A 25839-nucleotide genomic window follows, 5' to 3' on the forward strand; every position below is an offset into this window, starting at 1 on the left:
GCTTTGCAGCGCTCTGCGATAGCTCACACTATCTCGCCGCAAGCTCACAAAGAAGCAACAAATTAACTACATTAACGTGACTTCGCTCGAATAGCTTCGGTGAATATAATCAGGGTATTACCTAGGGTTGAAACCCACGTAAATCAAGCCGTTTGCCTTTCACTTGACACCGTATGAATGTGAATCGTCGATTGGTTGGACTGTGCCAGAAACAATGAACTGTCTGCCAACGCGAGAGCCTGTTGCAAACTCATCTGAGGTTGAATAAGTGCTCCACCAATAGAAAGTCTGATCAAATGGTGGGAATGAATGGTGTCACTATCTTGATGTGAATCGACATACTGCTTAATGCGCTCGGCGATGCGTTCTAACGTCCTAGTTTGACCACATCTAACCAACACCAAAAACTCATCTTCTGCCCATCTTGCCGCCACATCGTACTCCCGAATCGCTCGTTGCAAGCCTCGAGCCACCAACTGCAAAGCATTTTGGTATTGATGACTCTCTTCTCCGGAGTCAGATTGCACCTTAATTCCAGCGTCAATCCACAACAAACCAAACTGATACTGTTCACGAGAAGAGCGCGCTAACTCAGCACTGAGTTCTTTTTCCAGACCTCTACGGTTATGTATCTGGGTTAAAACATCAAATGTTGATAGCTCATCCAGTATCGCCGTTCTAGACGCGACCAGATTATCTAATCCCTTGCGACTATTTTGTAGCTCATGCTCAAGCACATCTAAGCACTGTTCAAGATTAAGTGAAGCGCCATCTTGGCCAGTCGAGTTGTCTTGCACAAGTCGATAAATGCGCTGATTCCAATATTCTCGAGGGACTAACCAGTGCTTGACTAGCCAACCAAAGAGAAGAATTGCGACGATTAAGGTTACAGCAAGCAGTGGGAAATAGAGTTGGGTATTAACCCATGTCGGCACTATCGCATCAATACTGACAAAGGTCACTTCATACCACCCTAGAGACTCGATGTAATAAATCGCAACAGCGGCTCGCCCACCACCTTGGTTAACCATCAGCACTTGCGCTTCTTGACCTTTCTTCTGCAACTTCATCAGTTTTTCGAGCGCTTGATAATCTTTATCATTGCTAATTACACTGCTGAGCAGGGGTTTCCTTGAACGGCTATCACGCAGTGGGTATTGAACAGAATCGGCGCCTAGGACCAGTTGGATCCTCATCTGTTCATCAATAAAGTAGGTTTCTATCCCTGTGGGTTGTGAGTTATGAAACGGCTCGATCAGTTCCGTGAAATCGATACCAGTGCCGAGAATACCTAAAAACTGACCGTTCTTTTCTATGGTCTGATTAATCCAGATCTTGGTTAATCCCAGATGTACATCATGAGCGATATTGACGGAGAGATCGATTCCGCTCGACTTCTGCTCGAAAAACCATTTATCGATAATCGCATCTGGATCCAGATAGTGGCGAAAGAAAGCTCCTTGGCGGATGCTATTTACATCGTTGTAGTGATAAGACAGGTTCTGATCTAAGGCGACGAAGAAATTTTTGGACGCCAGCCGCCAACGAAATTGTTCAAGTGTATCTTCTGCAACGGCTAGGTAGACTGAATCTTCGCTGTTTTGCGCCCATGAAGTGATATTGGGGTGAGTAGCCAACTGTTTTACGATCTCGGACTGAGCCGTTATAGGCTTTAACACTTCGGCGTCATGTTTGGCAGAGACTTGAGCAAACTCCCATAGCAATCCCTCAATCACGCTATCTAGCACTCGTTTTGAGATACTAAAAGCGGCTATCACCAAAATCAAGCTACCTGCGATAATGATACTTAGAAGCCTTAATCTCTGTCTCATGGCACCCTTCCCGTTATTCTTCTAAATCAATAGAAGCTAGAGATAATAATGTCAAAAGACAGACTGAGAATCACAATATATTAACAACCAATAGGTGAATAATTGTATATTGATCTCATAAATATGAAAACAGACAAGCGTTCGTCTAAAAGAAAAGGCAGCCATTATCGGCTGCCTTTCGTATTCTATACCCTACTTGCTTTTTGCAGGTTTCTTGCGCTTATCAGTAATTTCCCACTTACCGTCCACATAAAGTGCAGTGTAGCCGGTAGGCTTACCGTCGACTTCAGTACGGACATAGTTCTCTTTTGACTTACGACTAAAACGAACCACCATTGGTAAACCATCAGGATCTTTTTCTGGAGCTTCCGTTAAGTAATGGAACTTGGCTGAAAGACGATCTTTAAAACGCACCAGTTCTTCCACTAGAGGTGCACGTGTTTCACGTGATTTAGGGAAGGTACTCGCCGCTAGGAACAAACCTGACGCACCATCGCGAAGTACGAAGTAAGCATCTGAGTTCTCACATGGCAGTTCTGGCAAATGAACAGGGTCCTCTTTCGGTGGCGCGACTTCTCCGTTTTTCAGGATCTTACGTGTGTTCTTACACTCTTCACTCGTACAATCCATGTACTTGCCGAATCGACCGTTCTTGAGCACCATATCGCTGCCACACTTGTCACACTCGACAACAGGGCCATCGTACCCTTTCACTTTGAACTCACCATGCTCAACAACGTAACCATCACAATTTGGGTTGTTACCACAAACGTGCATTTTACGTTTATCGTCAATCAGATACGCATCCATCGCGGTTTCGCAAATCGGACAACGTTTCTTAGCTCGTAGAGCCGCTGTTTCAACGTCCTCTTCGAGAACATTGATAATGCCGTCTTCGTCACCCAAGTTGATCGTTGTCTTACAACGCTCTTTAGGCGGTAGTGCATAGCCAGAACAACCAAGGAACACGCCGGTAGATGCAGTACGAATACCCATAGGACGCGAACATGTCGGACATTCGATATCGGTGTATACGATGTGGTTAGGCTTCATGCCGCCTTGATCTTCATCCTGCTCAGCTTTTTCAAGATCGCTCGTGAAGTCATTAAAGAAGTCGTCAAGTACGCCTTTCCAATTCGCTTCACCTTCAGCGATTTGGTCAAGCTTCTCTTCCATACGAGACGTGAACTCATAGTTCATCAGGTCATCAAAACTACCATCTAGACGGTCTGTAACGATCTCACCCATCTTCTCTGCATAGAAACGACGTTGTTCAACCTTAACGTAACCACGATCCTGGATCGTAGAGATGATTGATGCGTAGGTCGATGGACGACCAATACCACGTTTCTCAAGCTCTTTTACCAAGGCAGCTTCTGTAAAACGCGCTGGCGGCTTAGTAAAGTGTTGCTTAGGATCAAGATTGACCAATTCGATACTGTCGCCAACTTGAACCGCAGGTAGGATCTGGTCCTCGTTCTTGCCAAGTGGACGTTGAACACGAGTCCAGCCATCAAACTTAAGAATACGACCTTTAGCTTTGAGGGTGTACTCCTCAGCTTTTACACTTACCGTGGTCGAGTCGTACTGAGCTGGGGTCATTTGACAGGCAACAAACTGGTTCCAAATCAATGAATATAGCTTGTGCGCATCGGCTTCCATTGCTTGAAGATCTTCTGACTTCACAGCGACATCGGATGGACGAATCGCTTCGTGCGCTTCTTGAGCACCTTGCTTACTGCCATAGACATTTGGCTTCGCAGGAAGGTATGCCTCACCAAACTCATTACCGATATAACCACGCACAGTCTCAACCGCTTCCGCACTCAGGTTTGTAGAGTCGGTACGCATATAAGTGATGTAACCCGCTTCGTAAAGACGCTGAGCGAGCATCATGGTTTTCTTAACACCGTAACCTAGGCGCGTACTGGCAGCCTGTTGCAGCGTAGATGTAATAAATGGTGCGGATGGTTTGCTTGATGTAGGTCGGTCTTCACGCTTACACACTTCGTAGCGCGCTTTTTCAAGCACAGCAATAGCCGCTTTAGTTTCGGCTTCGTTAACCGGTTTAAACGCAACACCATCTTTCTGCGCGACTTGTAGGCGGAAGTCTGTTTTGTCTTGCGTTTTAGTATCAGCATGGATATCCCAAAACTCTTCTGGAATAAACGCTTTGATTTCACGCTCACGTTCAACCAATAGCTTTACTGCAACGGACTGAACACGGCCAGCAGACAAACCACGTGCGACTTTCTTCCACAGTAGTGGCGAGACCATAAAGCCCACCACACGGTCCATGAAACGACGGGCTTGTTGCGCATTAACGCCATCCATGCTCAATTCGCCCGGCTTTTCGAACGCTTGTTGGATTGCATTTTTAGTAATTTCGTTGAATACAACGCGTTTGTATCGCTCTTCATCGCCACCGATGATCTCACGAAGGTGCCAAGCGATAGCCTCTCCCTCGCGGTCTAAATCGGTTGCTAGGTAAACGCAATCTGCGTCTTTGGCTAACTTCTGTAATTCTGCAACGACTTTTTCTTTGCCCGGCAGAATTTGATAGTTCGCTTCCCAGCCATGGTATGGGTCAATGCCCATTTTTTTAATCAGTGACTTACGATCTTTTTCTTTCTTGATGCGCGCTTTTTCTTCAGCACTTAAGCCTGTGGTTGATACGGCCGCAGCTTTTTGGCCCGTGCTTTGACCAGCAGTCGGTAGATCACGTACGTGACCTACACTGGACTTTACAATAAAGTCCTTACCTAAATACTTATTGATGGTCTTCGCCTTAGCAGGCGACTCCACAATAACCAGTGACTTACCCATAATTGACTCAAGTGTCCTTTATCAAGTGCGATACATATCGCACGACATACTTAATACTTTGCTTCTTTTTTTACTATTGAGCGAGATTGCAAGAAGATCAATATCTTTTTTTAATTTCTACATTGACTGCTCGACAATGCAGCGATGTCTTAAAAATGGTAAGCATTACCAAACGACAAAATAATGCGCGATTGATTCGGGCAACTTATGAAAACGCCACATACTAAACGGCATAAGATCTACGATGCCAACTTTAGATAAGGTTTTTTGCCACCAGTCACAAAACCCACAAGCTTCAGCGCCTAAGTGTCCGCAGTGCGATTGATCTATCGCAATTGATTTTATCGTCATTATTCATACAATTTTCAGCAAACCTCTTCAATTAGAAGAAATCATCTACAAAGGTATCCCCCAATGAGCGAAAAAAAAGTCGTTTCACAACTTGAGCTTCTCATGATTGCTAATCACATCATCCAAGAACACGATGATTACATTGATGGCATGCGAGCCGACAGCGTTGAAGAAAAAGACGACGTCTTAGTGTTCAAAGGAAATTATTTTCTTGATGACAATGGATTACCAACAACGAAGACAACGGCTGTTTTTAATATGTTTAAGTACTTAGCACATCACTTGTCGAAAGAGTTTACTTTAGAGAAGTAGCGAGAAGCGAGAAGCGAGAAGCGAGAAGCGAGAAGCGAGAAGCGAGAAGCGAGAAGCGAGAAAATCTTGCAAGGGTTGACAGAGCATGCCAACCCTTTCTTTTAAATTCAGACAATTAAGTTTTAATATCAGCCAGTACTGCCTACAACTTTCGACTCAATCACCACAAGCACCTCTCGAAGGACGAAGTCCGAACTCACAGCGAAGCGTTCTAGATTCTCGAAGGACGCAGTCCGTTCCAGCTCTCCGCAAGCAAAGCGCTCTACGAACTTAACCCTTCCAACTTGTCAAAGTAATCAGGGAAAGTTTTTGACGTACACTTTGGATCGTTAATGGTTACCGGTGTATCGCTGAGTGCAACAAGGGAGAAACACATTGCCATACGGTGATCATCGTAGGTATCGATCGCAGCGTGGATAAGTTGCTCCGGAGGTGTCACAATCAGGTAATCTTCACCCTCTTCCACTTCAGCACCGACTTTACGTAACTCAGTCGCCATCGCGGCCAAACGATCGGTTTCCTTAACACGCCAGTTATACACATTGCGAATCGCGGTGGTACCTTTGGCAAATAGTGCAGTGGTTGCGATAGTCATTGCCGCATCAGGAATATGGTTGAAATCCATATCGACAGCTTTAAGCTCACCCACGCGGGAGATAACGTAGTCATCACCCCACTCAATCTCAGCACCCATTTTTTCAAGAGCATCGGCAAACTGAATATCACCTTGAATACTCGTCTTACCAATACCTGTCACTTTAATCTCGCCGCCTTTGATCGCAGCCGCCGCTAGGAAGTAAGATGCCGATGACGCGTCACCTTCAACTAAGAAATCCCCCGGTGCAACATAGTGTTGACCATGACGGATAACAAACTCTTGGTAGTCGTTATTTTCTACTTCAACGCCAAACTGAGCCATGATGTGCAACGTGATATCGATGTATGGTTTTGATACCAATTCACCAACGATTTTGATCGTTACATCACCCTGAGCAAGTGGTGCCGACATTAAGAAAGCAGTTAAGAACTGACTTGAAATCGAGCCATCAATCTCGACCATTCCGCCTTTCAGACCAGTGCCGAAGATTTTGAGTGGTGGGTAGTTTTCGTTTTCTAGGTACTCAATTTTAGCCCCCGCTTGACGCAATGCATCAACCAAGTGACCAATAGGACGCTCCTTCATACGAGGTTCACCCGTCAAGATGAACTCTCCCTCGCCTAAACACAATGCGGCAGCAAGGGGACGCATCGCTGTACCTGCGTTGCCTAAAAACAGTTCTAGTGCTTGTGTCGCTTGAAAAGGCTTACCTAAACCTTCGACTTCACACACAGTTTTGTCATCAGATAGACGGTAAGACACGCCTAACTTGCTCAGTGCATTCAGCATATGACGAATATCGTCGCTATCGAGCAAATTCGTTAATCGTGTTGTACCACTTGCTAAGGCTGCGAGAAGTAACGCACGATTTGAAACACTTTTTGAACCCGGTAAGTTGACCTCACCATTGACTTTATTGATAGGTTGTAACGTAAGGCTTTCCATTTAAATTGATGTTCCTTGCTCAGCCCGTCTTCCTAAACGAGATGATGAAAAATTCTTCGTACTTGCAGCCTATCTAAAAAGCCTTAGTAAAACCAGAGCAAAGTCACAATTAAACTGAATAAATATGTCGTCGGGACTTTGGTGCCTATTATGACTATCAATACTCTTTATCGACTCTAACGCCATCATCAAAATATAGAATGCGAACTTTATCGCCCTTTTCAAACAGCATACGGCTGTCTATGTCCTGAATTACATCGATTAACTTCCCCTGCTCGGTTTCAATCAACAACTCCACCAGCTTATGTTCCATCCGATAGACTTGGTTCGCATTACTACGTGCGATACCGGCACCGGCAACCGCTCCAACGGCGGTAGCCACTTCTTTGCCTGTCCCACCGCCAAATTGATTACCAACCACTCCACCAACCACGGCACCAAGGAGTGTTTGCCATCCTGAACCTTGTGATTTGACGATCTCTTGCTGGGTGATATATCGCACCGTATCAACTTGACCAAACACCACTTCGTTGACTGGCCGAGCGGTATTTCTTTGGTAAGCTGCATTGGCAATCAAGGGAAAAACCAATATGATCCATAACAACTTCTTCATTCTTGTTTCCTCTATTTATTCATGGCGATATATCTGACTGAACTTAACTGTGATGAACTCTGGTTCCCCTCGCCTTTGGAAGCACTGGCCGATCCAAATGGCCTGCTCGCTTTTGGCGGCGATCTACAACCAGACAGATTACTTTTGGCCTACCAAAATGGCATTTTCCCATGGTACGGCCCTGGAGAACCGATTCTCTGGTGGAGCCCTTCGCCAAGAGCAGTCTTTAATCCTAAGACATTTGAACCAGCAAAAAGTCTCAAAAAATTTCAGCGAAAGCATCAGTATAAAGTCAGTATTAATCAAGCAACAGAACGTGTCATCGACTTGTGTGCCTCGACTCGTCATGAGGATGAAACTTGGCTTAACGAAGATATGCGGGATGCCTATAAACAACTGGCGAAATCGGGTCACTGTCATTCCGTCGAGGTTTGGCATCAGGAAGAGTTGGTAGGTGGACTTTATGGTCTTTCAATCGGTAAACTATTCTGTGGTGAGTCGATGTTTAGTTTAAAAACCAACGCATCTAAGATTGCCTTATGGTATTTATGCGACCACTTTCAAAAACATGCAGGGGAACTGATTGACTGCCAAGTCATGAATGCCCACCTAAAATCACTTGGCGCTATTGAGTTGCAGCGTGAAGATTTCATGCAAAGACTGCTATCATTTAAGAACCAACCTGTCATTGAAGGTTGTTTTAACAATCAGTGGCTCACTTGTGAAATATGAGGAGATAAATGAGTTCTGATCTGCAACAAATCCGCATTGGATTGACTGACAGTCATCCTTGCAGCTATTTAGCCGATCGTCAGGAACGCGTTGCTGTCGCACTTGATCCTGCCATGCATTGCGGCTCTAGCTATGAGGTACTGTTAGCTAACGGCTTTAGACGTAGTGGTGATACGATCTATAAACCCCATTGTGATCAGTGCCAATCCTGCCAAGCGCTACGCCTGTCTATTCCAGATTTTGAACCATCACGCAATCAAAAGCGCCTATTAAAAAAAGCGGCTCAATATCAATGGCAATTGAAAGAGAGGATGGACGATAACTGGTTTGATTTATATGCCCGTTATATTGAGTCTCGCCATAAAAGTGGCTCAATGTACCCTCCTAAAAAAGAGGAGTTTGCTCAGTTTTCGAAATGCAATTGGTTAAACACTCAGTTTCTCCATATTTACCAAGAGCAACAACTTGTCGCTATCGCTGTGACAGATATCTTGTCGAATAGCGCCAGTGCGTTTTACACCTTTTTTGAGCCTGAACACTCATTATCCTTAGGTACCTTAGCAGTATTATTCCAAGCTGAATACTGTATTGAGCAAGGTAAGCAGTGGCTCTATTTGGGCTATCAAATTGATGAATGTCCGGCGATGAACTATAAAGTCCGTTTTCAGCGTCATCAAAGGCTAGTAAATCAGCGTTGGCAAGGGTAGAATACGCCCCAACTTTACATAATTCATTTTGATCGGCATTGTGCGCCGGTTGGAATTGTCCATTTTGAAAAGAGGATTAAATGGCTAAAGAAGACGTAATTGAGATGCAAGGCACTGTCCTTGATACTCTTCCAAACACAATGTTCCGTGTTGAGCTAGAAAACGGCCACGTAGTTACTGCTCACATCTCTGGTAAAATGCGTAAGAACTACATCCGTATTCTTACTGGTGACAAAGTAACTGTAGAGATGACTCCATACGATCTTTCTAAAGGTCGCATCGTCTTCCGTGCTCGTTAATCTCAGATTATCGAATACACACAAAAAACGGAGCTAGCGCTCCGTTTTTTGTATCTACTACTTACCTAGCGCTTCTTTATAGTGCTGACGACAGACAGAAACATATTTATCATTGCCACCAATCGCAACCTGATCGCCTTCCGCAATCGCAACACCATTTTCATCGGTACGGATGACCATGTTAGCTTTGCGGCCACAGTGACAAATCGTTTTTAGTTCTACAAGCTTATCTGCCCAAGACAGCAAGTATTTGCTCCCCTCAAACAGCTCACCTAAGAAATCGGTTCTCAATCCGTAGCACAATACTGGAATATGAAGTTTATCAACCACTTCGGTCAATTGGTAAACTTGCTCTTTGCTCAGGAACTGACACTCATCGACCAAGATGCAGTGACGCTTCTCGACTTCATTAAGGCTAGAAATTTCCTGATAGAGATTGGTTGCAGAGTTGTACAGATGCGCATCCGACTGTAAACCAATACGTGAACTGACTTTACCGACACCGTAACGATTGTCTAACGCAGCGGTAAAAATAACTGGTGTCATTCCTCGCTCTTGGTAGTTAAACGAAGATTGAAGAAGAGTGGTTGATTTACCCGCATTCATTGCAGAGTAGTAGAAGTACATCTGAGCCACTGTTTTTACCCATCAAAATAATCAAAAAAATAAACAAAAGGGCTGAATAAACAGCCCTTAGAAAATTGCTATACCAATGCGATCGACTTAACGCTCACCCACAGATTTAAAACTGAACAAGGCATCAATCGCATCGAGATCTATCACTTACGACGCCAAGTGGTGCCCTCTGGACCATCTTCTAGCACGATACCCATCTCGTTTAGCTTGTCTCGAGCCATATCTGCATTCGCCCAATCTTTTGAAGCACGGCTATCGTTACGTAGCTTAATCAGCGCTTCAATCTCTGCCACTTCATCATCGTTGCCAGCGTCACCCTTAAGGAACGCTTCAGGATCTTGGTGTAAGATACCAATCACATCAGCGAGTTCGCGCATCAATGAGCCTAAAGCACTTGCCGCCGATAAGTCTTCAGTTTTAAGACGGTTGATCTCACGCGCCATATCAAACAGCACTGAGTAAGCTTCTGGTGTATTGAAGTCGTCATTCATTGCTTCTGCAAAGCGAGTAACATACTCCTCTCCACCAGCGGCTGGCGTTGCCAGATCCAATCCACGCAGAGCCGTGTATAAACGCTCAAGAGACGCACGAGCTTGATTGAGGTTCTCTTCGCTGTAGTTCAGTTGACTGCGGTAGTGACCTGACATTAGGAAATAACGAACAGTCTCAGCGTCGTAATGTTCAAGGACATCACGGATGGTGAAGAAGTTTCCTAGCGACTTAGACATTTTCTCTTTGTCTACCATCACCATACCACTATGCATCCAAGTATTTACGTACTGAGTGCCATGAGCACAGCATGATTGAGCAATTTCATTTTCGTGGTGAGGGAACTGCAAATCAGAACCGCCGCCGTGAATATCAAAATGGTTGCCCAAAATTGATGAGTTCATCGCCGAACATTCAATATGCCAACCTGGACGACCAGGGCCCCAAGGTGATTCCCAAGTTGGTTCACCCGGTTTCGACATTTTCCACAACACAAAGTCAAGCGGACTGCGTTTTGCGCTTTCTACATCAACACGTGCGCCCGCTTGAAGCTGGTCAAGATCTTGCTTTGATAGCTTACCGTATTCATCGAACTTCTTAACTTCGAACATAACGTCGCCATTGCTGGCTACATAAGCAAAACCACGCTCGATAAGTTTTTCAACCAGTTCAATGATTTCTGCAATAAATTCTGTCGCACGCGGCTCAACATCAGGACGCTTCATGTTCAATGCATCAAAATCAGCGTGCATCTCACCAATCAGACGTTCCGTTAATGAATCACAGCTTTCACCGTTTTCGTTGGCACGTTTGATAATTTTGTCATCAATGTCGGTAATATTGCGAACAAACGTTAGGTCATAACCTAGGTAACGCAGGTAACGAGAGACAACATCAAAAGAAACAAAGGTACGACCGTGGCCAATATGACAGAGATCATAGATGGTTACTCCACAGACATACATGCCAATTTTACCGGCATTGATTGGTTTGAATTCCTCTTTCTGTCTTGTGAGTGTGTTGTATATCTTTAACATGATCTCTTTCTAATATTTCCGGTGAATCAAAATAGTGAGCCAGTATATCAAGTCATGCACTAATAGGTAATCCCTCAAACGGTTAAAAAGCCATCATTAGCACTGCTACTCAGCTCTCAACCTGCGCTTTTCACGTATTAATGTCGCAAAAGTTACGCTAGAATCTTTGCTTCAAGTCAAAAACATATGTAAAGGACAAAATCATGATCACCCTTCACACAAATTTTGGTGACATCAAAATTCAACTAAATGAAGAAAAAGCACCAGAAACTAGCGCAAACTTCCTACAGTACTGCCGTGATGGTTTTTACGACAACACACTGTTCCACCGTGTTATCGATGGTTTCATGATTCAAGGTGGCGGTATGGAGTCTGGTCTTCGTGAAAAACCGACTCGTGATCCAATCAAAAACGAAGCAAATAACGGTCTGAGCAACAAAGTAGGTACCATTGCGATGGCACGTACTATGGAACCGCATTCGGCAAGCTCTCAGTTCTTCATCAACGTTAACAACAACACTTTCCTAGATTTCCGTAGCGAAAGCCTAGATGGCTGGGGTTACTGTGTATTCGGAGAAGTGGTTGAAGGCATGGACATCGTTGACAAGATTAAAGGTGTAAGTACCGGTTCTATGGGCATGCACCAAGACGTGCCGCTTGAAGAAGTGTTCATCACTAGCACAACAATCGAAGAATAATCCGATTCAAGAGAGCGCCCTGCGCTCTCTTCTTTAATCTACTATGACCACACTATTTATTTCTGATCTACACCTATCCCCGACGACACCTGAAACGACGTCATGCTTTATTCGTTTTATGCGCGAGGAAGCAATCCACGCCGATGCACTTTATGTTCTGGGTGACTTATTTGAATTCTGGATTGGTGATGATGACCGCTCCGAATTTGCTTCAAGCATACGGGACGAATTTAAGAGACTCACTGACCACGGCGTTGCTTGCTTTTTTACTCAGGGTAATCGCGATTTTCTCGTTGGTCGCCGATTTGCTAAGCAGACGGGAGTCACGCTCCTTGGCGATGAAACCGTGATAGACCTTTATGGTACCAAGGCCGTCGTACTCCACGGTGATACCCTGTGTACCGATGACGTTAAATACCTCGAATTTCGTGCCAAAGTACACCAACCTTGGCTGCAATGGATTTTCAATCGCATTCCAATGTTCATAAAAAAGAAGATTGTGTCTAAAGTTCAGTCTGACATCAAAGATGACAAGAAAACCAAATCTCTAGACATCATGGATGTGACACAAGGCGAAGTAGAGAAAGTGATGACCGAATACAATGTAGAACTTATGATCCATGGCCATACACACCGGCCGAATGTTCACACTTTTGAACAAGGTAATCGAGTCTATACTAGAATAGTGTTGGGTGACTGGTACACTCACGGTTCAGTATTGGTCTACAACAAAAATAATTTCGACCTACAACAAAGACCTTTTTCTGGTTAAGTGACTGAAATTGTGCACAATATGCCGTACCATTTCCGGTGATTTTGAGCCAATAAATTTAGACAAGAAGCGCGGTAACTACCTTGAAACACTCGTATATAGCAAGACAACCCATTCTCAATAAAGATAAACACACGGTTGGATATGAGCTCCTGTTTAGGGATGGTCCCCAAAACACGTTTCCAGATATTGATCCTGAGCAAGCGACAAGCCGCCTGCTGTCAGATCACTTCCTTTCTACTCACTATGAAACGTTGGGAGACAAGTTAGGCTTTGTCAATTTCCCTTACCAAAGCCTGATTAATAAGGTGCCGACCCTTTTCCCATCAGACAGTCTCGTCGTTGAAATCTTAGAAAACTGTGCCCCCACTAAAGAGTTATTGCAGGCTGTTAAAGAGATGTCAGCCCTTGGCTATAAGATGGCACTCGATGATTTTGTGCCAACCAGAGAATGGAAACCATTTTTACCTTACATTTCCCTGATCAAATTCGATATCCGCCAAGTTTCTATCGAAAAAGCTCGTATTTTTATACTCAGACTTGCAGGTTCCAATATTGAGTTTCTCGCAGAAAAAGTGGAAACCTATGAAGAGTTCGAACAAGCTAAATCCGCTGGATTTGACTATTTTCAGGGTTACTTTTTCAGCAAACCCGAAATGATCAGCCGTAAATCGCTTGAACCGTCCTTCATGACAGTGGTTCAGTTACTGACTGAAGTGTCGAAGCCGGATATGGATTACACGGCAATTGAAGCACTCATCACCAAAGATCTGACGCTGTCCTATAAGTTACTGGCCTTTGTTAATTCCTCTTCTATCGTTTGCTCAACAATCCAATCTTTCAAGCAAGCGCTGGTGTATCTAGGGGAAGAGAAACTGCGTAAGTTTATTTCTCTCGTCGCGCTTGCCTCTACGCAAAATAGCAAACCAGATTACTTGTATGGCTTGTCCATTCAAAGAGCGCGATACTGTGAGCTGCTGGCCTCTAATCTTGACGCAAAACTCGAACCAGGACATGCATTCTTAACCGGCATGTTTTCGCTATTGGACAGCTTACTAGATCGCCCACTGGCACAAATTCTTGAAGAAATCTCAATCGACCAAACGATAAAACTCGCAATTATTGCCAACGAAGGCATACTTGGCGACATTCTCACCCTGACCAAAGCGTACGAACACGCTGAGTGGGACGAAGTCCATCAGCGATGTGAGAACATTGGCTTAGATCATGACATTCTAAGCGAGTGTTACGACTCATCGGTGAAATGGACGGCTGATCTTCTATCGGTTAAAACGAATTAATTGGAGTCTTTATGAGTTCGTGTCCTTGTGGCAGTTCACAAGATTACACCGTCTGTTGTGAACCTATCCATAACAACCATGCACTAGCCAAAACCCCCGAACAACTGATGCGTTCGCGCTACTCAGCACACGTAAAAGGCTTAGTAGACTATGTGGTAAACACATATCACCCGAGTTGCAACGCTTCGCAGCAGCGTGATGAGATAGCTGAGTCAATTAACAGTGATTGGTGTGGCTTAGACGTTGTCGGCACAGAGTCAGGCAAGGATGACAACGAAGGTTTTGTCACATTCAAAGCCTTTTTCAATCAAGATGGCCAGCAGTACTGTTTAGAAGAACGCTCAAGATTCGTTCGAGAAGGCGGCCTTTGGTTCTATATCGACGGCACGTTCCCCGAAGAACAAAAGCCTGTCGATGTTCGATTGAGCCAAACCATTAGCCAATTGAAAATCGGTCGTAACGACCCCTGTATTTGTGGTAGCGGCAAAAAATTCAAAAAGTGCTGCGGTTAACGGTTTAACCACCGATAAAAAAGCAGGCATCGTGCCTGCTTTTTTGGTTTATTGAAGCGTTAGTCATTCAAATTAGGATTAACGCGGACAATATCCTCTTGCCCCTGCTGGAATTGCTTCTTCAGTTCCGCTTTAGACTTAAAGCTAATCTCTCCACCTTTGGCAACCGTCATGTGCTGAGCTTCAGAATTGTGTTTAGATTGATACAACATCACAGCCTGCATACAAGAATCTCGCTGCTGTTGAGAAAGTGGGGTACCCTCAGGCCACTTACCTGTTTCTACAGCAAAAAGTAGACGCTCATATGCCTCTGGTGTGATGGCGTTAATTAACTGCTCTGCGTCCATGGTATATCCTATAATCAATCAAGATAGACGAACATTAACTGGCTGGGAGCTTGAGTCAAGGCAACTGCTAATAATAAGCGTAACGGATCACAAGCAATAATAATATGAAACTAACGAATGTCCTCACTTTACTGAGCGCCAGTATTGCGCTCACTGGTTGTTTTGAAGGAAACAAGAATACTGAACAACTTTGTAATGATAATCCAGGGCTTCAATGCCAACGACTTAATGTCGGAGACGGTCAGTGTCGAGTGCCACGGACTGATCTAATATGGCATCGCTTCGAAGTGCTGAAAAACCCGAACGACGATAACTACATCAAAGAGTACGCACTACTTTCAACCTACAAGAAGTGCCTCGAACTTGCTTCTCAAATTCAACCCATTGATCAGTCAGGACTCAAACAACGTCGCTTTGATGCATTAATTAACTCAGGCCAAGACTTAGAGGCCATTGTCTCCCGACTAGAAAAATCCGATTCCCCTCAATCTCTCTATTTTTTATGGAGTCAAACTGGCAGTGACCCCGCCCGTCGAGCGTTTTTGCAGTTAGAAGGGACACCGTCTCTCGAAACGGCTGAGATGCAGTATGCTTTGGCAACATTCTATACCAGCAGAGATCAAGCTAAAACTCGACAACTTCTCGTTCATGCACTAGAACTCACTAAGCGCGGCAAAGTTAACACTGAAATATTCAAATCCTTGGCGAGCACCACCTATCGACTCGGCAGTAAAGAAGAGGCATATATTTGGACTATGGTAGCGCAACGCTTCAACGTCCCAATTGCTTCGAAAAGTGAGCTGCAATTGCTATACGGTTTTGATAGCAGTACTTATAGCCAGTTAGATGATATTGCAGAGAAGATAGAAGAGATGGTGAATAACGGGACATTTAACGCGTCAATCGTCCCTAGGTTTAAGTAGCCATAAACCATTCATTGAAAGGATAAAACAAATAGCGGTGATTAAATCACCGCTATTTTTATGAATTGTTGAAAATTAACGACACAGAGTTCACACAGAATCTCTCACCTGTCGTCTTGGGTCCATCAGGAAAAACGTGACCCAGATGGCTATCACACGCTGCACATCTAATCTCAATTCTCACCATTCCGTGACTGAGATCTTCTAAATAGCGAATCGCCTCACTATTGATAGGGGCATCAAAACTAGGCCAACCACACCCCGAATCGTACTTGTTGTCTGAGGTGAATAGTGGTGCTTGGCAGCACGTACAAGAGTAAACTCCGGTTTGTTTGTTATGCAGTAGCTTACCGGAAAACGGTGCTTCTGTACCTTGCTCCCTACAGATACGATATTGCTCATCAGACAACATCTCACGCCAGTATTCATCAGGCTTCACAACCTTTTCTACCTTATGTTTCACGGGCTTAAATCTCCACATTCTCATTTTTTATTCTGACTTTTTTCGCGAAAAACTTGCGAATAATAACCTTTGTAGCACATACTTTGAGACCATGACAGGATGGTTAAACTTTCAGCACAGCTGTCAACATCTGAACTATTTTACGTCAACTGGTTAGGGAAAAAACCAGTAATCCGTTCAAAACATGACCATTTGCGACTAATTGTGAAAAAAAGCGACGCTTTTTTTTGACTTTAAACAAGTTAAGTCCGATTATCTGTTGCAGATTTTGACTGGATTCTGTAATTTTACTACCAGTTATCTTTAATCAGAAATTAAGTTGTGGAGCAACTATAATGACTATCAAAGTAGGTATTAACGGTTTTGGCCGTATCGGTCGTTTCGTATTCCGTGCAGCACAAGAGCGCGCAGACATCGAAGTAGTAGGTATCAACGACCTTATCGATGTAGATTACATGGCATACATGCTTAAGTACGACTCAACTCACGGCCGTTTCAACGGTACTGTTGAAGTTGAAGGTGGTAACCTAGTCGTTAACGGTAAAACTGTACGTGTTACTGCAGAGCGCAACCCAGAAGACCTAAAATGGGACGAAATCGGTGTTGACGTAGTAGCTGAAGCAACAGGTCTTTTCCTAACAGACGAGACTGCACGTAAGCACATCACTGCTGGTGCGAAGAAAGTTGTTCTAACTGGCCCTTCTAAAGACGCTACTCCAATGTTCGTAATGGGCGTTAACCACGCTACTTACGCTGGTCAAGACATCGTTTCTAACGCTTCTTGTACTACTAACTGTCTAGCGCCTGTTGCTAAAGTTCTTAACGACAAGTTCGGTATCGTATCTGGTCTTATGACTACAGTTCACGCTACTACAGCAACTCAAAAAACTGTAGACGGTCCTTCTGCTAAAGACTGGCGCGGTGGTCGTGGTGCTTCTCAGAACATCATCCCATCTTCAACTGGTGCTGCTAAAGCTGTAGGCGTTGTTCTTCCAGAACTAAACGGCAAACTAACTGGTATGGCTTTCCGCGTACCAACAGCTAACGTTTCTGTAGTTGACCTAACAGTTAACCTAGAGAAAGGCGCATCTTACGAAGCTATCTGTGCAGCAATGAAAGAAGCTTCTGAAGGCGAACTAAAAGGCGTTCTAGGCTACACTGAAGATCAAGTTGTATCTCAAGACTTCATCGGTGAAGTTCAAACTTCAGTATTCGATGCTAAAGCTGGTATCGCTCTAACTGATAACTTCGTTAAAGTTGTATCTTGGTACGACAACGAAATCGGTTACTCAAACAAAGTTCTAGACCTAATCGCTCACATCTCTAAGTAATTTTTACTTAGTCAGCGTTTAGCGAAGAATTTCGTTAAAGAAAAGGCGGCTCTTGAGTCGCCTTTTTAGTATCTGTTGGTTTGGTAATACTATCGAGATTACAGCCCATTGTTCATTGCTACCGAGTGGACAGTTGAATGTAATTTCTCTCATCAGGGACAATAGAATGAATTTAACTCAACTACCTGCTTTAACCGTTCTTTCTGACAACGTCACTATCGTTGAAAAAGACAAGGTTAAAATCGTTCGCATTATTCATGATAAAGCCACCGCAGGCATAGCTCTGCACGGCGGTCATGTCGTTTCGTTTCAGCCAGTTGATCAGCCTGAACTGATCTGGATGAGCGAAGAGGCTATTTTTGATGGTAGCGCTGCACTACGTGGCGGCATTCCTGTTTGCTGGCCTTGGTTTGGCAGAATTGCCGCTCCCGCGCATGGCTTTGCGCGCTCGTCGCAATGGCAACTGATTGAACATCGTGAAAATGAACATGGTGTTATCGTTGAGCTAGGCCTGAGCGATAGTAAAGAGACACAAGCAATCTGGCCGTATCAATTTGATGCTCGCCTGATTGTTGAAGTGACGGAAAAGCTTAAAGTCACGCTAAAAGTGACCAATACCGACAACAAATCTTGGATGTTCTCTGGCGCGTTGCACACTTACCTAAACGTTGGTGACATCGCTCAGGCTCAAACGACAGGTATGGGTTCAGAGTACATAGATAGCTTACAGGCAGGAAAACGATGCCAAGGTGGTGAGGTACTCAAACTCACCGACACCATTGATCGTGTTTACACTAAGCCAGAGCAAGAAATTCTGGTTCAAGATCCCGTTCTGAATCGCACCATCAAAGTGGAGAATCAGGGGCATAACTCAGCCGTTCTTTGGAACCCATGGGCAGAAGGCGCAACATCTATGGCTGACATGGAAGACAACGGCTACCAAACCTTCCTGTGTGTTGAGTCGACCCTTCATGCTCCATCTCTTGAGCAAGGAAAGTCGCTGCAACCTGGCGAAGGTTATGAGCTAGTGACCACCATTTCGGCAAACTAACGGCTTTTGTCGCAGGATAACGTCCTGCGACATTTTCTCTCCTCGAAATTAATTCCTGATTACCTCGGTCCTATTGGTTTCTCGCGACCGAATTCGAGTACTTATTGTTCAAGTTATCACTTAAATGATTAATTTGAATCAATTTCAAACAATCCATAAGCCATTACTATATTTTCTCAAGTTGCTACACAACTGATCACATTTGCACAATAACAAAAGTCTAAAAGACAGGATTATTAATGATGCTAGAAAAACTCAAAAACCAAAGCGTTGGATTCCAGCTAAAGCTGGTGATTTTGCTTTGTTTACTGGTTTCGTTTATCGGTACCGCGACACTGGTTTACCGGAATGCCTCAAATGTATTACTTGATACGACTCTAAGAGAGCATCAGTCAAAGGTAGAAGCGATGGCGATGAACATCGCTGGTCAATTTGACGCTTATCTGCATACGGCCAAAGTGCTTGAGTCAACGTTTAGAAATGGCTATCTGGCAGGCGTTTATGTCGAAGACTACCAAGTAGAATTTGCTGGAAAATCCATTCCCAATATCACTCAATACGGAGAGAGCCTAATTGGTGATACCAAGCTGGTCGATAGCTTCACTCGTGATACAGGCGCTGTTGCAACTTTATTCGCACCTTTAAACGGCGACTTTGTCCGAGTATCAACCTCGTTAAAAGACCCGTCAGGTCAGCGCGTGATCGGTAGCTACCTTGGAAAGGATCACCCTGGATACCGCCAACTCGTTAGCGGACACCCCTACTACGCCCAAGTAAAGTTATTTGGTGAAAGCTATATCACCTACTATGCCCCGATCAAAAATGCTGCTGGTGAAGTCAATGGGATCTCATTTATTGGTCTACCTGTAGAGCAGGCAACACAGGATTTGTTCAAATCGCTTGAATCGATTCGATGGGGTGATACTGGCTACACCATCATCGTCGACAATCGTGAAGACAATCTCGGTAAGTACCTATTGCATCCAATTCACGACCAGAATGCGCCTTCCATCATCGAAGTCAGTGATTACAATGGCAACAAGCCGTTCTATCAAATCTTTGAGCAAGATAGCGGATTGATTCGCTATCCATACGAATACCAAGGTACCGTGGGTGAAAAGTACCTTGTTTACACCGAAGTACCTGGGTGGAACTGGAAACTGCTTGGTGGCACCTTTATTCAAGAAGTCACGAAAGGCAGCGACACTTTACTTAAACTGATTGTCACTATCGCTACAGTGGTTGCTCTGATTACCTTTATTATTCTGACAGTTTTTCTCAATAGAAACTTGAAGCCACTGACGATGCTCAATGGTTACATGACGCGCTTAGCAAAAGGTGAAGTGAGCCTTGATATTCCTTCTAGTAATAAAACGTCGAAGAACGAAATCATCAATCTAGGCAACGGCGTTGCCAATATGGCGACCCAACTGAACACCTTGGTGGGAGAGATCCGTACGACCAGCGACTCTGTCCAATTGGCATCACAGAGCGTCTCTAGCGACGCCCAACGCAATTTAAACCAGTCAGACCTTCAGCAGCAACAAGTCGAGCAAGTGGCAACCGCTATCGAAGAGATGGCCTCATCGGCACAAGCCGTCGCGCAGCAAGTTGAAGCCATTGCCGAAAACGTACGTCTGACAAATCGAGATAGCCAATCTGGCCTCGAAGTTGTTGAAAACGTCTGTATTGACGTCGCACAGCTAAACGATCAGCTCGACAATTCAGCGAAAGCAATACAACAAGTCAACATCGATAGCGAAGCAATTCAGACTGTCACCAAGATGATTGATGAAATTGCAGAGCAAACTAACTTGCTTGCGCTTAACGCTGCCATCGAAGCGGCACGTGCGGGCGAACAAGGGCGTGGATTTGCCGTTGTTGCTGATGAAGTTCGTACACTTGCTCATCGTACCCAAACGTCGGTCAAAGATGTTGTGACCATTATTGAACAACTAAAGAGTTCAACGAATAACGCCGTAACCTTGATGTCTCAGAGTCAAGTGAATGCCAATCAGGTTCTCGATAAGGCGCAAGAAGCGGGTACTGCGCTTGAAGCGATCGCGGCACAAGTTCAAGCTATCGCCGGTCAAGCGGATACAATCGCAGCCACGTCAGAAGAGCAGGCAAACGTATCGCAAGAGATTGCCACTAATGCCAACTCAATTAGTGAGTTAAACAAGGAAAGCCGAGAGACCAGTGCAAAAACCACAGAGAGTGCTGAGCATCTGATCAAACAAGCCTCCTCACTGAAACAGCAAGTGGACTTTTTTCACTAAGCCATCTCGGTAAAGAGGTCGCTCGTCTATCTGGGCAACACATGGTGTTGCCCTGTTTGTTACTAGGTCACCGCTAGTCTGCTGCCCTGCTTCCTGATAAACTTCGCCCACTCAGTATCGATTAGAGCCAGTTATGTCCTACACCTGCCCATTATGTCACCACCCTCTCTCCCTCAGCGAGCGTACCTATCGCTGCGAGAATAATCATTCTTTTGATCTCGCCAAAGAGGGGTATCTCAACTTGATGCCTGTGCAGCATAAACGCTCGAAAGATCCCGGTGACAATAAAGAGATGATGCAAGCTCGTCGACGCTTTCTCGATAAAGACTATTACCAGCCGATGAAGCAACGAGTGGCAGACTTGATTTCAGATCTGCTGATCAACAGCAAGCATCGCTTACTGGATATTGGTTGCGGAGAAGGCTACTACACAACTGCAATATCTGAGTCACTAAAGCAACAAGATGCGAACTCCTCGACTTATGGCTTAGATATTTCTAAAGTAGCGATTCGTTACGCTGCTAAGCGCTATCCAAACTGTCAGTTTTCGGTAGCTTCAAGCCATAGGCTGCCTTTTGCTGATGGCAGTTTTGATGCCGTACTCCGCATCTACGCTCCTTGTCATGCTCAAGAACTCAATCGAGTTACGACGGAAAATGGGGTTGTAATCACGGTCACACCCGCCGGTCGTCATCTCTATCAGTTGAGAGAAGAGATCTACCCCGATGTTCGCTTACATAGTGAAGAAACGGAAGCGATCGAAGGTTTCGCTCTAGAGCATCAAGAGACGCTAAGCTACACGATGAAGCTGAGTGATGGGGATGGCTTCGACCTGCTGCAAATGACGCCATTTGCATGGAAAGCCGATGACGCACTTAGAGAAAAATTAAAATCGGCTACACTGTTTGAGTGTGAGGCTGACTTTATGATTCGGGTTTACCGCAAGCAATAAACCAAAATCGATAATTATTCTCATTTTCATTGAGTTCATTCACAGTCTCCATTACTATTGCCGCTCAAGTTAATGGAGGCTGCTATCATGCTTCGGTATATCGCCGTTTTATTGAGTTTTATTGCCCTTACCGCCTGCTCATCTGCCGACCCTACTCACGAGTCACAAGGTGTCGTCAGTTTCTATGACTACCAACTCTATAGTCCAGACAACGAGCCGATATCAATCGATTCTCTACCCGACGCGTTAACGAAGGCCAACGTGATACTGGTTGGTGAGTGGCATACACACAGCGCAATTCACCGCTTTCAGACCGACCTCGTCAAACAGCTGTTTCGCACTAGCCCACACCTGACGATCTCCATGGAACAGTTTGCACGCGACAAACAGTCAGTATTGGATGCATACCTTGATGGTGAAATCGGCGAGCAGACCCTGATCAAAACCGCCAATGGCTGGCCTAACTATGAGAGCGACTACCGAGCACTAGTCGAGTTCGCCAAATCGAATTCACTGGACGTCATTGCATCAAACGCTCCTAAACCTCTCGTGCGCTGTATTGGGCGTCAGGGTATCGGCTATCTAGACAAACTCTCGAATGAAGAGAGACAGCATCTTGCCCGAGAGATCGAGACGGGCTCTAGCCCCTACAAAGAGAAGTTTATGGCATCTATGCATCATGGAGAACCAGAACAATCTGAGCGCCAATATGCAGCGCAAGTCACGTGGGATGAAACAATGGCAGAGTCAATCAGTGATTACTTAAAGCAGAATCCTCGTCATCAAATCATCCATATCGCAGGAAAGTTTCACACTGAACAAGGTCTAGGAATCGAAGCCTCTTTACTGCGAAGAATGCCCAGCCTTAACATCGTCGTCATCACACCGACAAGCTCGCCAACTATCGAGCCTGATAATCATCGTGATTTTCGCCTGCACGTACTGGCGCCTCCGACGCGTTACATAAAAGCAGAAAACCGCCTTGCGGCCTTCCAGCACTTAGCAACACGAAATGATCAGCTAATCTGTAAATAGGCACTGCTCTTGCTTGATAACAATGCCCCCGTTACGCTTTGCTTTGTTAAAAAATATTAACGACGTGATAACTGGGCACGGTTTATGCTTGGTCTTTTTTCATACAAATCTCGCATATTTTGCACAAGTTTTTCATCAAGCAGCCGATATATTGTCTGAGGATGATGTAAGGAGATCATTATGACCCCAGTAGGAATGGAGCCAGCTAAGCTGTCCCCAACCCAGCAGGTAAAACCTCAAGCCAATGCAGTTAGTGCAACCACCAACCCTGCTCCACTTAAAGTCGAGCAGAATAAAGTAACCCTTTCCGAGGAAGGTAAGGCACTTCTAGCTGCACTACAGGAAATTGAGAAAGAAGGTGTACAAGCGAAGAATGAGAACAAAACTGTCGGTGACAAAGTTGAGTCGTTCGCACACGGCGCGTTAGGCATGGATCATCCAGATAAGATCAAAGAAGAGGAAGACGGTTCTTATTCTGCGGGGCAATATCTTTCCGCAGCGGCAACCGTAGGCGGAATCCTACTGGCTATCCTTTAACTTTAGCCAGTAGAGACCTTGTTATTACAAGGCATTGGCTGTTGCCAAACGATATACGGCCAACATGCCCCGCTTATTTGCTACAGCGCTAACTCCCCTTAGGGCAAAGCCCACCTATAGGTAGGCTAGTTTCTTGTCGCCGTCGCGACTTATACGCTCTCTGTCTATTCTTGATCTAGCTGGGTTTGCTTGACCATATGCAAGTGAACATCCTGTTGAGGGAAAGGAATTGAAATCCCTTCGCGGTCAAACCTTAACTTCACCTCTTTGGTTACATCCCAGTATACATCCCAATAGTCATCGGTTTTTACCCATGGGCGAACAATAAAGTCGACCGACGAAGTATTTAAGGTATGAACTTTGATATTTGGTTCAGGCGAGCGCAGCACGGCTGGGTGAGCCGTCACAATCTCAGTCAACACACGCTCAGCTTTGAGCAGGTCATCGCCATAACCAATACCAAACACCATATCTACCCTGCGCAGACGTTCATGGGTAACGTTTTTAATCACATCGCCCCAAATCTTACTGTTCGGAATAATGATGATCTGGTTATCAAAGGTTTTGATCGTTGTATTGACCAGGCTCATGTGGCTTACCTTACCATCCACGCCTCCGGCAAAGACAAAATCACCGACATCAAATGGACGGTAAATGAGCAGCATCATACCCGCAGCAAAGTTGGATAAGGTATCTTGCAAGGCGAAACCGATAATGACACCAGCAATACCGAAACCGGTCAGTACCGGTGCTAAGTTAAGGCCGATTTGAGACAGAGCAACCAGTATACCGATCACCCAGACAATGTTGCCCGACATGCCGACGAAGAAGTCCTGCATCAATTGAGAAAGCTTCAGGTTCTTCGACACCACGGTTTTACTGACCACCTTACGCGTCAGCTTCGCCATCATCTTGGTGGCAAGTAGCAACAGCGAAAAGATGAATAGCTGGAACAGGTGCTGTGGTGCATTGTTGGCTAACCAGTCCCAGATATTGGTCGACCAATGGGAAATAATAGAAATCAGCACCTGACCATCAAACAGATCCTGAGTGATACTGCCGGTCACTTCAAACATCAGGCGCTTGTATTCCGAGGTATTGATATCCAGCTGGTCAGCGATCGAAATCAGAGAGCTGAGACTTTCAACCGCAATTGACATACGCTGCTTAAGCACTAGCTGAGACAGCTGTAAGGACGACTTTTCAGATTCCGGACTAGCCGATAACTGTTTGCCCACAACACTGACTTGCTGATTGAAATACTCCACAGACGCTGACATAAGGCGCAATCTCTTGCTCACTAAGTCGCGAAAACTTTCCGTTGCAGCTGTTTCATCCACCCCGAGCTTGGTCAACCATTCAATGTTCTGCCAGCTAGACTCAATGACGCTGTCAAAGTAGTGCTGTAATTCCTGATAATCATTGAGCAGAGCTAGGCGTTCATCATCTTTGGCACCATTGATCTTTTCATTAAGATCTTTGATTTTGCCTTCTAAATAAACACTGGCACCCTGTGAGTAGTTTTGTTGCATCTCAACTTGAGAAATCAAGGTTTGCTTTGGAAGCGAATCACGTTCAATAGCGCTGGCTAGTGCCGAGCGCAACTCTTCGTTCTTCTGGAATAATTTAAGCTGCAACGCATCCTTATCTTGCCCAGTACTGGTCAATAGAGCATCGGATAACTCTTTCAAATCTAAATTAATTTTTTCTAGGGTTTGCTCAGCTTTAGACGGTGACTCTGCCGAGGCTCGCACGGAATAACTGGTGAATGCACTCACTACAACCATTAGTCCCAGAAGGGAACACAACCAAATTCGACTAGATAAATGCTTCATTAGTCCCTCAACCATTAAGCCTTTGTTTCTTTTATAAATAGGTCTTAAGTGTACACCACAGGCGAGTAAACACGGCCTATTAATCGTCAATACATTGCAAATAGTAAAGAAAGTTTGTATGACAATTATCAAGGCACGATCAATTACCTCTCAAATACCATCGACGATTTACAACAACGCAACTTGAAGGCTAAGTATGAGTTAGCCGAAACGTTAGGCAAACCCTACTCGCCCACTAATCAAGCTTATCTTGCCCGCTTAAAACAAGAGATATCGATAAACGAACAATTAGTGCACAATCATCATCAGGTCAGGCACGAATTAACCGCGACTCTAAACAACCCTGAGCGGTATCCGCTCAGTTTACTGCTGATGTCTAATCAATCCTTACCTGAAGAAGTTAAGAAGCAGATATTATGAAAAAAA

Annotated in this window: 25 protein-coding genes; 16 read left to right on the top strand and 9 right to left on the bottom strand. The window is 44.8% G+C overall.

The genetic code is table 11. The features are described from left to right. Positions 1–143 precede the first annotated feature (143 nt). Both ACQEXT_RS07065 and topA read right to left on the bottom strand, forming a co-directional pair. The gene (locus ACQEXT_RS07065; RefSeq protein WP_426951241.1) at positions 144–1832 is read right to left on the bottom strand and encodes a GGDEF domain-containing protein; all 1689 of its coding nucleotides are present in this window, start codon (positions 1830–1832) and stop codon (positions 144–146) included. Positions 1833–2024: 192 nt separating this feature from the next. After that, a complete protein-coding gene (topA, locus tag ACQEXT_RS07070) occupies positions 2025–4658 on the bottom strand; it encodes a type I DNA topoisomerase (protein ID WP_426951243.1) in 2634 nt (877 codons plus the stop codon). Between the two features lie 414 nt (positions 4659–5072). On the opposite strand from topA, the gene ACQEXT_RS07075 reads away from it, so the two are divergent. Beyond that, positions 5073–5321 carry a YciN family protein gene (locus tag ACQEXT_RS07075; RefSeq protein ID WP_138972405.1) on the top strand — a complete coding sequence of 83 codons (249 nt, stop codon included), beginning with the start codon at positions 5073–5075 and terminating at the stop codon, positions 5319–5321. Positions 5322–5583: 262 nt separating this feature from the next. On the opposite strand, the gene aroA is transcribed toward ACQEXT_RS07075, so the two are convergent. Continuing rightward, positions 5584–6864 (bottom strand): 3-phosphoshikimate 1-carboxyvinyltransferase, encoded by a 1281-nt coding sequence (aroA, locus tag ACQEXT_RS07080; RefSeq protein ID WP_138972404.1) that lies wholly within the window; start codon positions 6862–6864, stop codon positions 5584–5586. Between the two features lie 157 nt (positions 6865–7021). Continuing rightward, complete coding sequence (locus ACQEXT_RS07085) at positions 7022–7477, bottom strand: glycine zipper 2TM domain-containing protein (protein ID WP_426951244.1); 456 nt, start codon at positions 7475–7477, stop codon at positions 7022–7024. A 21-nt stretch (positions 7478–7498) separates the two neighbouring features. Between ACQEXT_RS07085 and aat the strand changes: the two genes are divergently transcribed. The 3 genes from aat to infA all read left to right on the top strand — a co-directional run bounded on the left by aat (position 7499) and on the right by infA (position 9215). After that, the gene (aat, locus tag ACQEXT_RS07090) at positions 7499–8209 is read left to right on the top strand and encodes a leucyl/phenylalanyl-tRNA--protein transferase (protein ID WP_426951245.1); all 711 of its coding nucleotides are present in this window, start codon (positions 7499–7501) and stop codon (positions 8207–8209) included. Between the two features lie 8 nt (positions 8210–8217). Continuing rightward, the gene (locus ACQEXT_RS07095) at positions 8218–8916 is read left to right on the top strand and encodes an arginyltransferase (protein WP_331416028.1); all 699 of its coding nucleotides are present in this window, start codon (positions 8218–8220) and stop codon (positions 8914–8916) included. Positions 8917–8996: 80 nt separating this feature from the next. Continuing rightward, positions 8997–9215, top strand: a complete 219-nt coding sequence (gene infA / locus ACQEXT_RS07100) for a translation initiation factor IF-1 (protein ID WP_001040192.1) — start codon at positions 8997–8999, stop codon at positions 9213–9215. 57 nt (positions 9216–9272) lie between these two features. Here infA and ACQEXT_RS07105 read toward each other — a convergent pair whose 3' ends face one another. Beyond that, on the bottom strand, positions 9273–9851 hold the full coding sequence (locus tag ACQEXT_RS07105) for a thymidine kinase (protein WP_138972400.1): 579 nt from the start codon (positions 9849–9851) through the stop codon (positions 9273–9275). Positions 9852–9994: 143 nt separating this feature from the next. Next, positions 9995–11377, bottom strand: coding sequence for a cysteine--tRNA ligase (gene cysS / locus ACQEXT_RS07110; protein ID WP_426951246.1), 1383 nt, complete (start codon positions 11375–11377; stop codon positions 9995–9997). Positions 11378–11580: 203 nt separating this feature from the next. Here cysS and ACQEXT_RS07115 point away from each other — a divergent pair, with 203 nt between their 5' ends. The 4 genes from ACQEXT_RS07115 (at position 11581) to ACQEXT_RS07130 (ending at position 14660) form a co-directional block, all read left to right on the top strand. Continuing rightward, positions 11581–12075: a peptidylprolyl isomerase gene (locus ACQEXT_RS07115; RefSeq protein WP_331416030.1), complete on the top strand. Its 495-nt coding sequence runs from the start codon at positions 11581–11583 to the stop codon at positions 12073–12075. Positions 12076–12118: 43 nt separating this feature from the next. After that, positions 12119–12847: a UDP-2,3-diacylglucosamine diphosphatase gene (gene lpxH, locus ACQEXT_RS07120; protein WP_426951247.1), complete on the top strand. Its 729-nt coding sequence runs from the start codon at positions 12119–12121 to the stop codon at positions 12845–12847. Between the two features lie 83 nt (positions 12848–12930). Further along, the gene (locus tag ACQEXT_RS07125) at positions 12931–14148 is read left to right on the top strand and encodes an EAL and HDOD domain-containing protein (protein WP_426951249.1); all 1218 of its coding nucleotides are present in this window, start codon (positions 12931–12933) and stop codon (positions 14146–14148) included. A gap of 11 nt (positions 14149–14159) precedes the next feature. Further along, positions 14160–14660: a YchJ family protein gene (locus tag ACQEXT_RS07130; protein ID WP_138972395.1), complete on the top strand. Its 501-nt coding sequence runs from the start codon at positions 14160–14162 to the stop codon at positions 14658–14660. 59 nt (positions 14661–14719) lie between these two features. Here the strand turns inward: ACQEXT_RS07130 and ACQEXT_RS07135 are convergent, their stop codons facing one another. Further along, complete coding sequence (locus tag ACQEXT_RS07135; RefSeq protein WP_269377153.1) at positions 14720–15007, bottom strand: YeaC family protein; 288 nt, start codon at positions 15005–15007, stop codon at positions 14720–14722. A 104-nt stretch (positions 15008–15111) separates the two neighbouring features. Here ACQEXT_RS07135 and ACQEXT_RS07140 point away from each other — a divergent pair, with 104 nt between their 5' ends. Next, complete coding sequence (locus ACQEXT_RS07140; protein ID WP_426951251.1) at positions 15112–15930, top strand: DUF2989 domain-containing protein; 819 nt, start codon at positions 15112–15114, stop codon at positions 15928–15930. Between the two features lie 58 nt (positions 15931–15988). On the opposite strand, the gene msrB is transcribed toward ACQEXT_RS07140, so the two are convergent. Next, positions 15989–16417 carry a peptide-methionine (R)-S-oxide reductase MsrB gene (gene msrB / locus ACQEXT_RS07145; RefSeq protein WP_426951252.1) on the bottom strand — a complete coding sequence of 143 codons (429 nt, stop codon included), beginning with the start codon at positions 16415–16417 and terminating at the stop codon, positions 15989–15991. A gap of 311 nt (positions 16418–16728) precedes the next feature. Here msrB and gap point away from each other — a divergent pair, with 311 nt between their 5' ends. The 6 genes from gap to ACQEXT_RS07175 all read left to right on the top strand — a co-directional run bounded on the left by gap (position 16729) and on the right by ACQEXT_RS07175 (position 23578). Next, positions 16729–17724: a type I glyceraldehyde-3-phosphate dehydrogenase gene (gap, locus tag ACQEXT_RS07150; RefSeq protein ID WP_138972391.1), complete on the top strand. Its 996-nt coding sequence runs from the start codon at positions 16729–16731 to the stop codon at positions 17722–17724. 166 nt (positions 17725–17890) lie between these two features. Then, positions 17891–18775 carry a D-hexose-6-phosphate mutarotase gene (locus ACQEXT_RS07155; RefSeq protein WP_426951254.1) on the top strand — a complete coding sequence of 295 codons (885 nt, stop codon included), beginning with the start codon at positions 17891–17893 and terminating at the stop codon, positions 18773–18775. Between the two features lie 242 nt (positions 18776–19017). Next, a complete protein-coding gene (locus ACQEXT_RS07160) occupies positions 19018–21054 on the top strand; it encodes a methyl-accepting chemotaxis protein (RefSeq protein ID WP_426951263.1) in 2037 nt (678 codons plus the stop codon). A 133-nt stretch (positions 21055–21187) separates the two neighbouring features. After that, a complete protein-coding gene (gene rlmA / locus ACQEXT_RS07165) occupies positions 21188–22006 on the top strand; it encodes a 23S rRNA (guanine(745)-N(1))-methyltransferase (RefSeq protein ID WP_426951255.1) in 819 nt (272 codons plus the stop codon). An 87-nt stretch (positions 22007–22093) separates the two neighbouring features. Then, positions 22094–23041, top strand: a complete 948-nt coding sequence (locus ACQEXT_RS07170; protein ID WP_426951256.1) for a ChaN family lipoprotein — start codon at positions 22094–22096, stop codon at positions 23039–23041. A gap of 180 nt (positions 23042–23221) precedes the next feature. Beyond that, a complete protein-coding gene (locus tag ACQEXT_RS07175) occupies positions 23222–23578 on the top strand; it encodes a hypothetical protein (RefSeq protein ID WP_269377147.1) in 357 nt (118 codons plus the stop codon). Positions 23579–23742: 164 nt separating this feature from the next. On the opposite strand, the gene ACQEXT_RS07180 is transcribed toward ACQEXT_RS07175, so the two are convergent. Next, positions 23743–25413 (bottom strand): mechanosensitive ion channel domain-containing protein, encoded by a 1671-nt coding sequence (locus ACQEXT_RS07180; RefSeq protein ID WP_426951258.1) that lies wholly within the window; start codon positions 25411–25413, stop codon positions 23743–23745. A 114-nt stretch (positions 25414–25527) separates the two neighbouring features. On the opposite strand from ACQEXT_RS07180, the gene ACQEXT_RS07185 reads away from it, so the two are divergent. After that, positions 25528–25833, top strand: a complete 306-nt coding sequence (locus ACQEXT_RS07185) for a hypothetical protein (RefSeq protein ID WP_426951259.1) — start codon at positions 25528–25530, stop codon at positions 25831–25833. Positions 25834–25839 lie beyond the last annotated feature (6 nt).

Source organism: Vibrio sp. TRT 29B02, assembly GCF_050113655.1.
Lineage (GTDB): Bacteria > Pseudomonadota > Gammaproteobacteria > Enterobacterales > Vibrionaceae > Vibrio.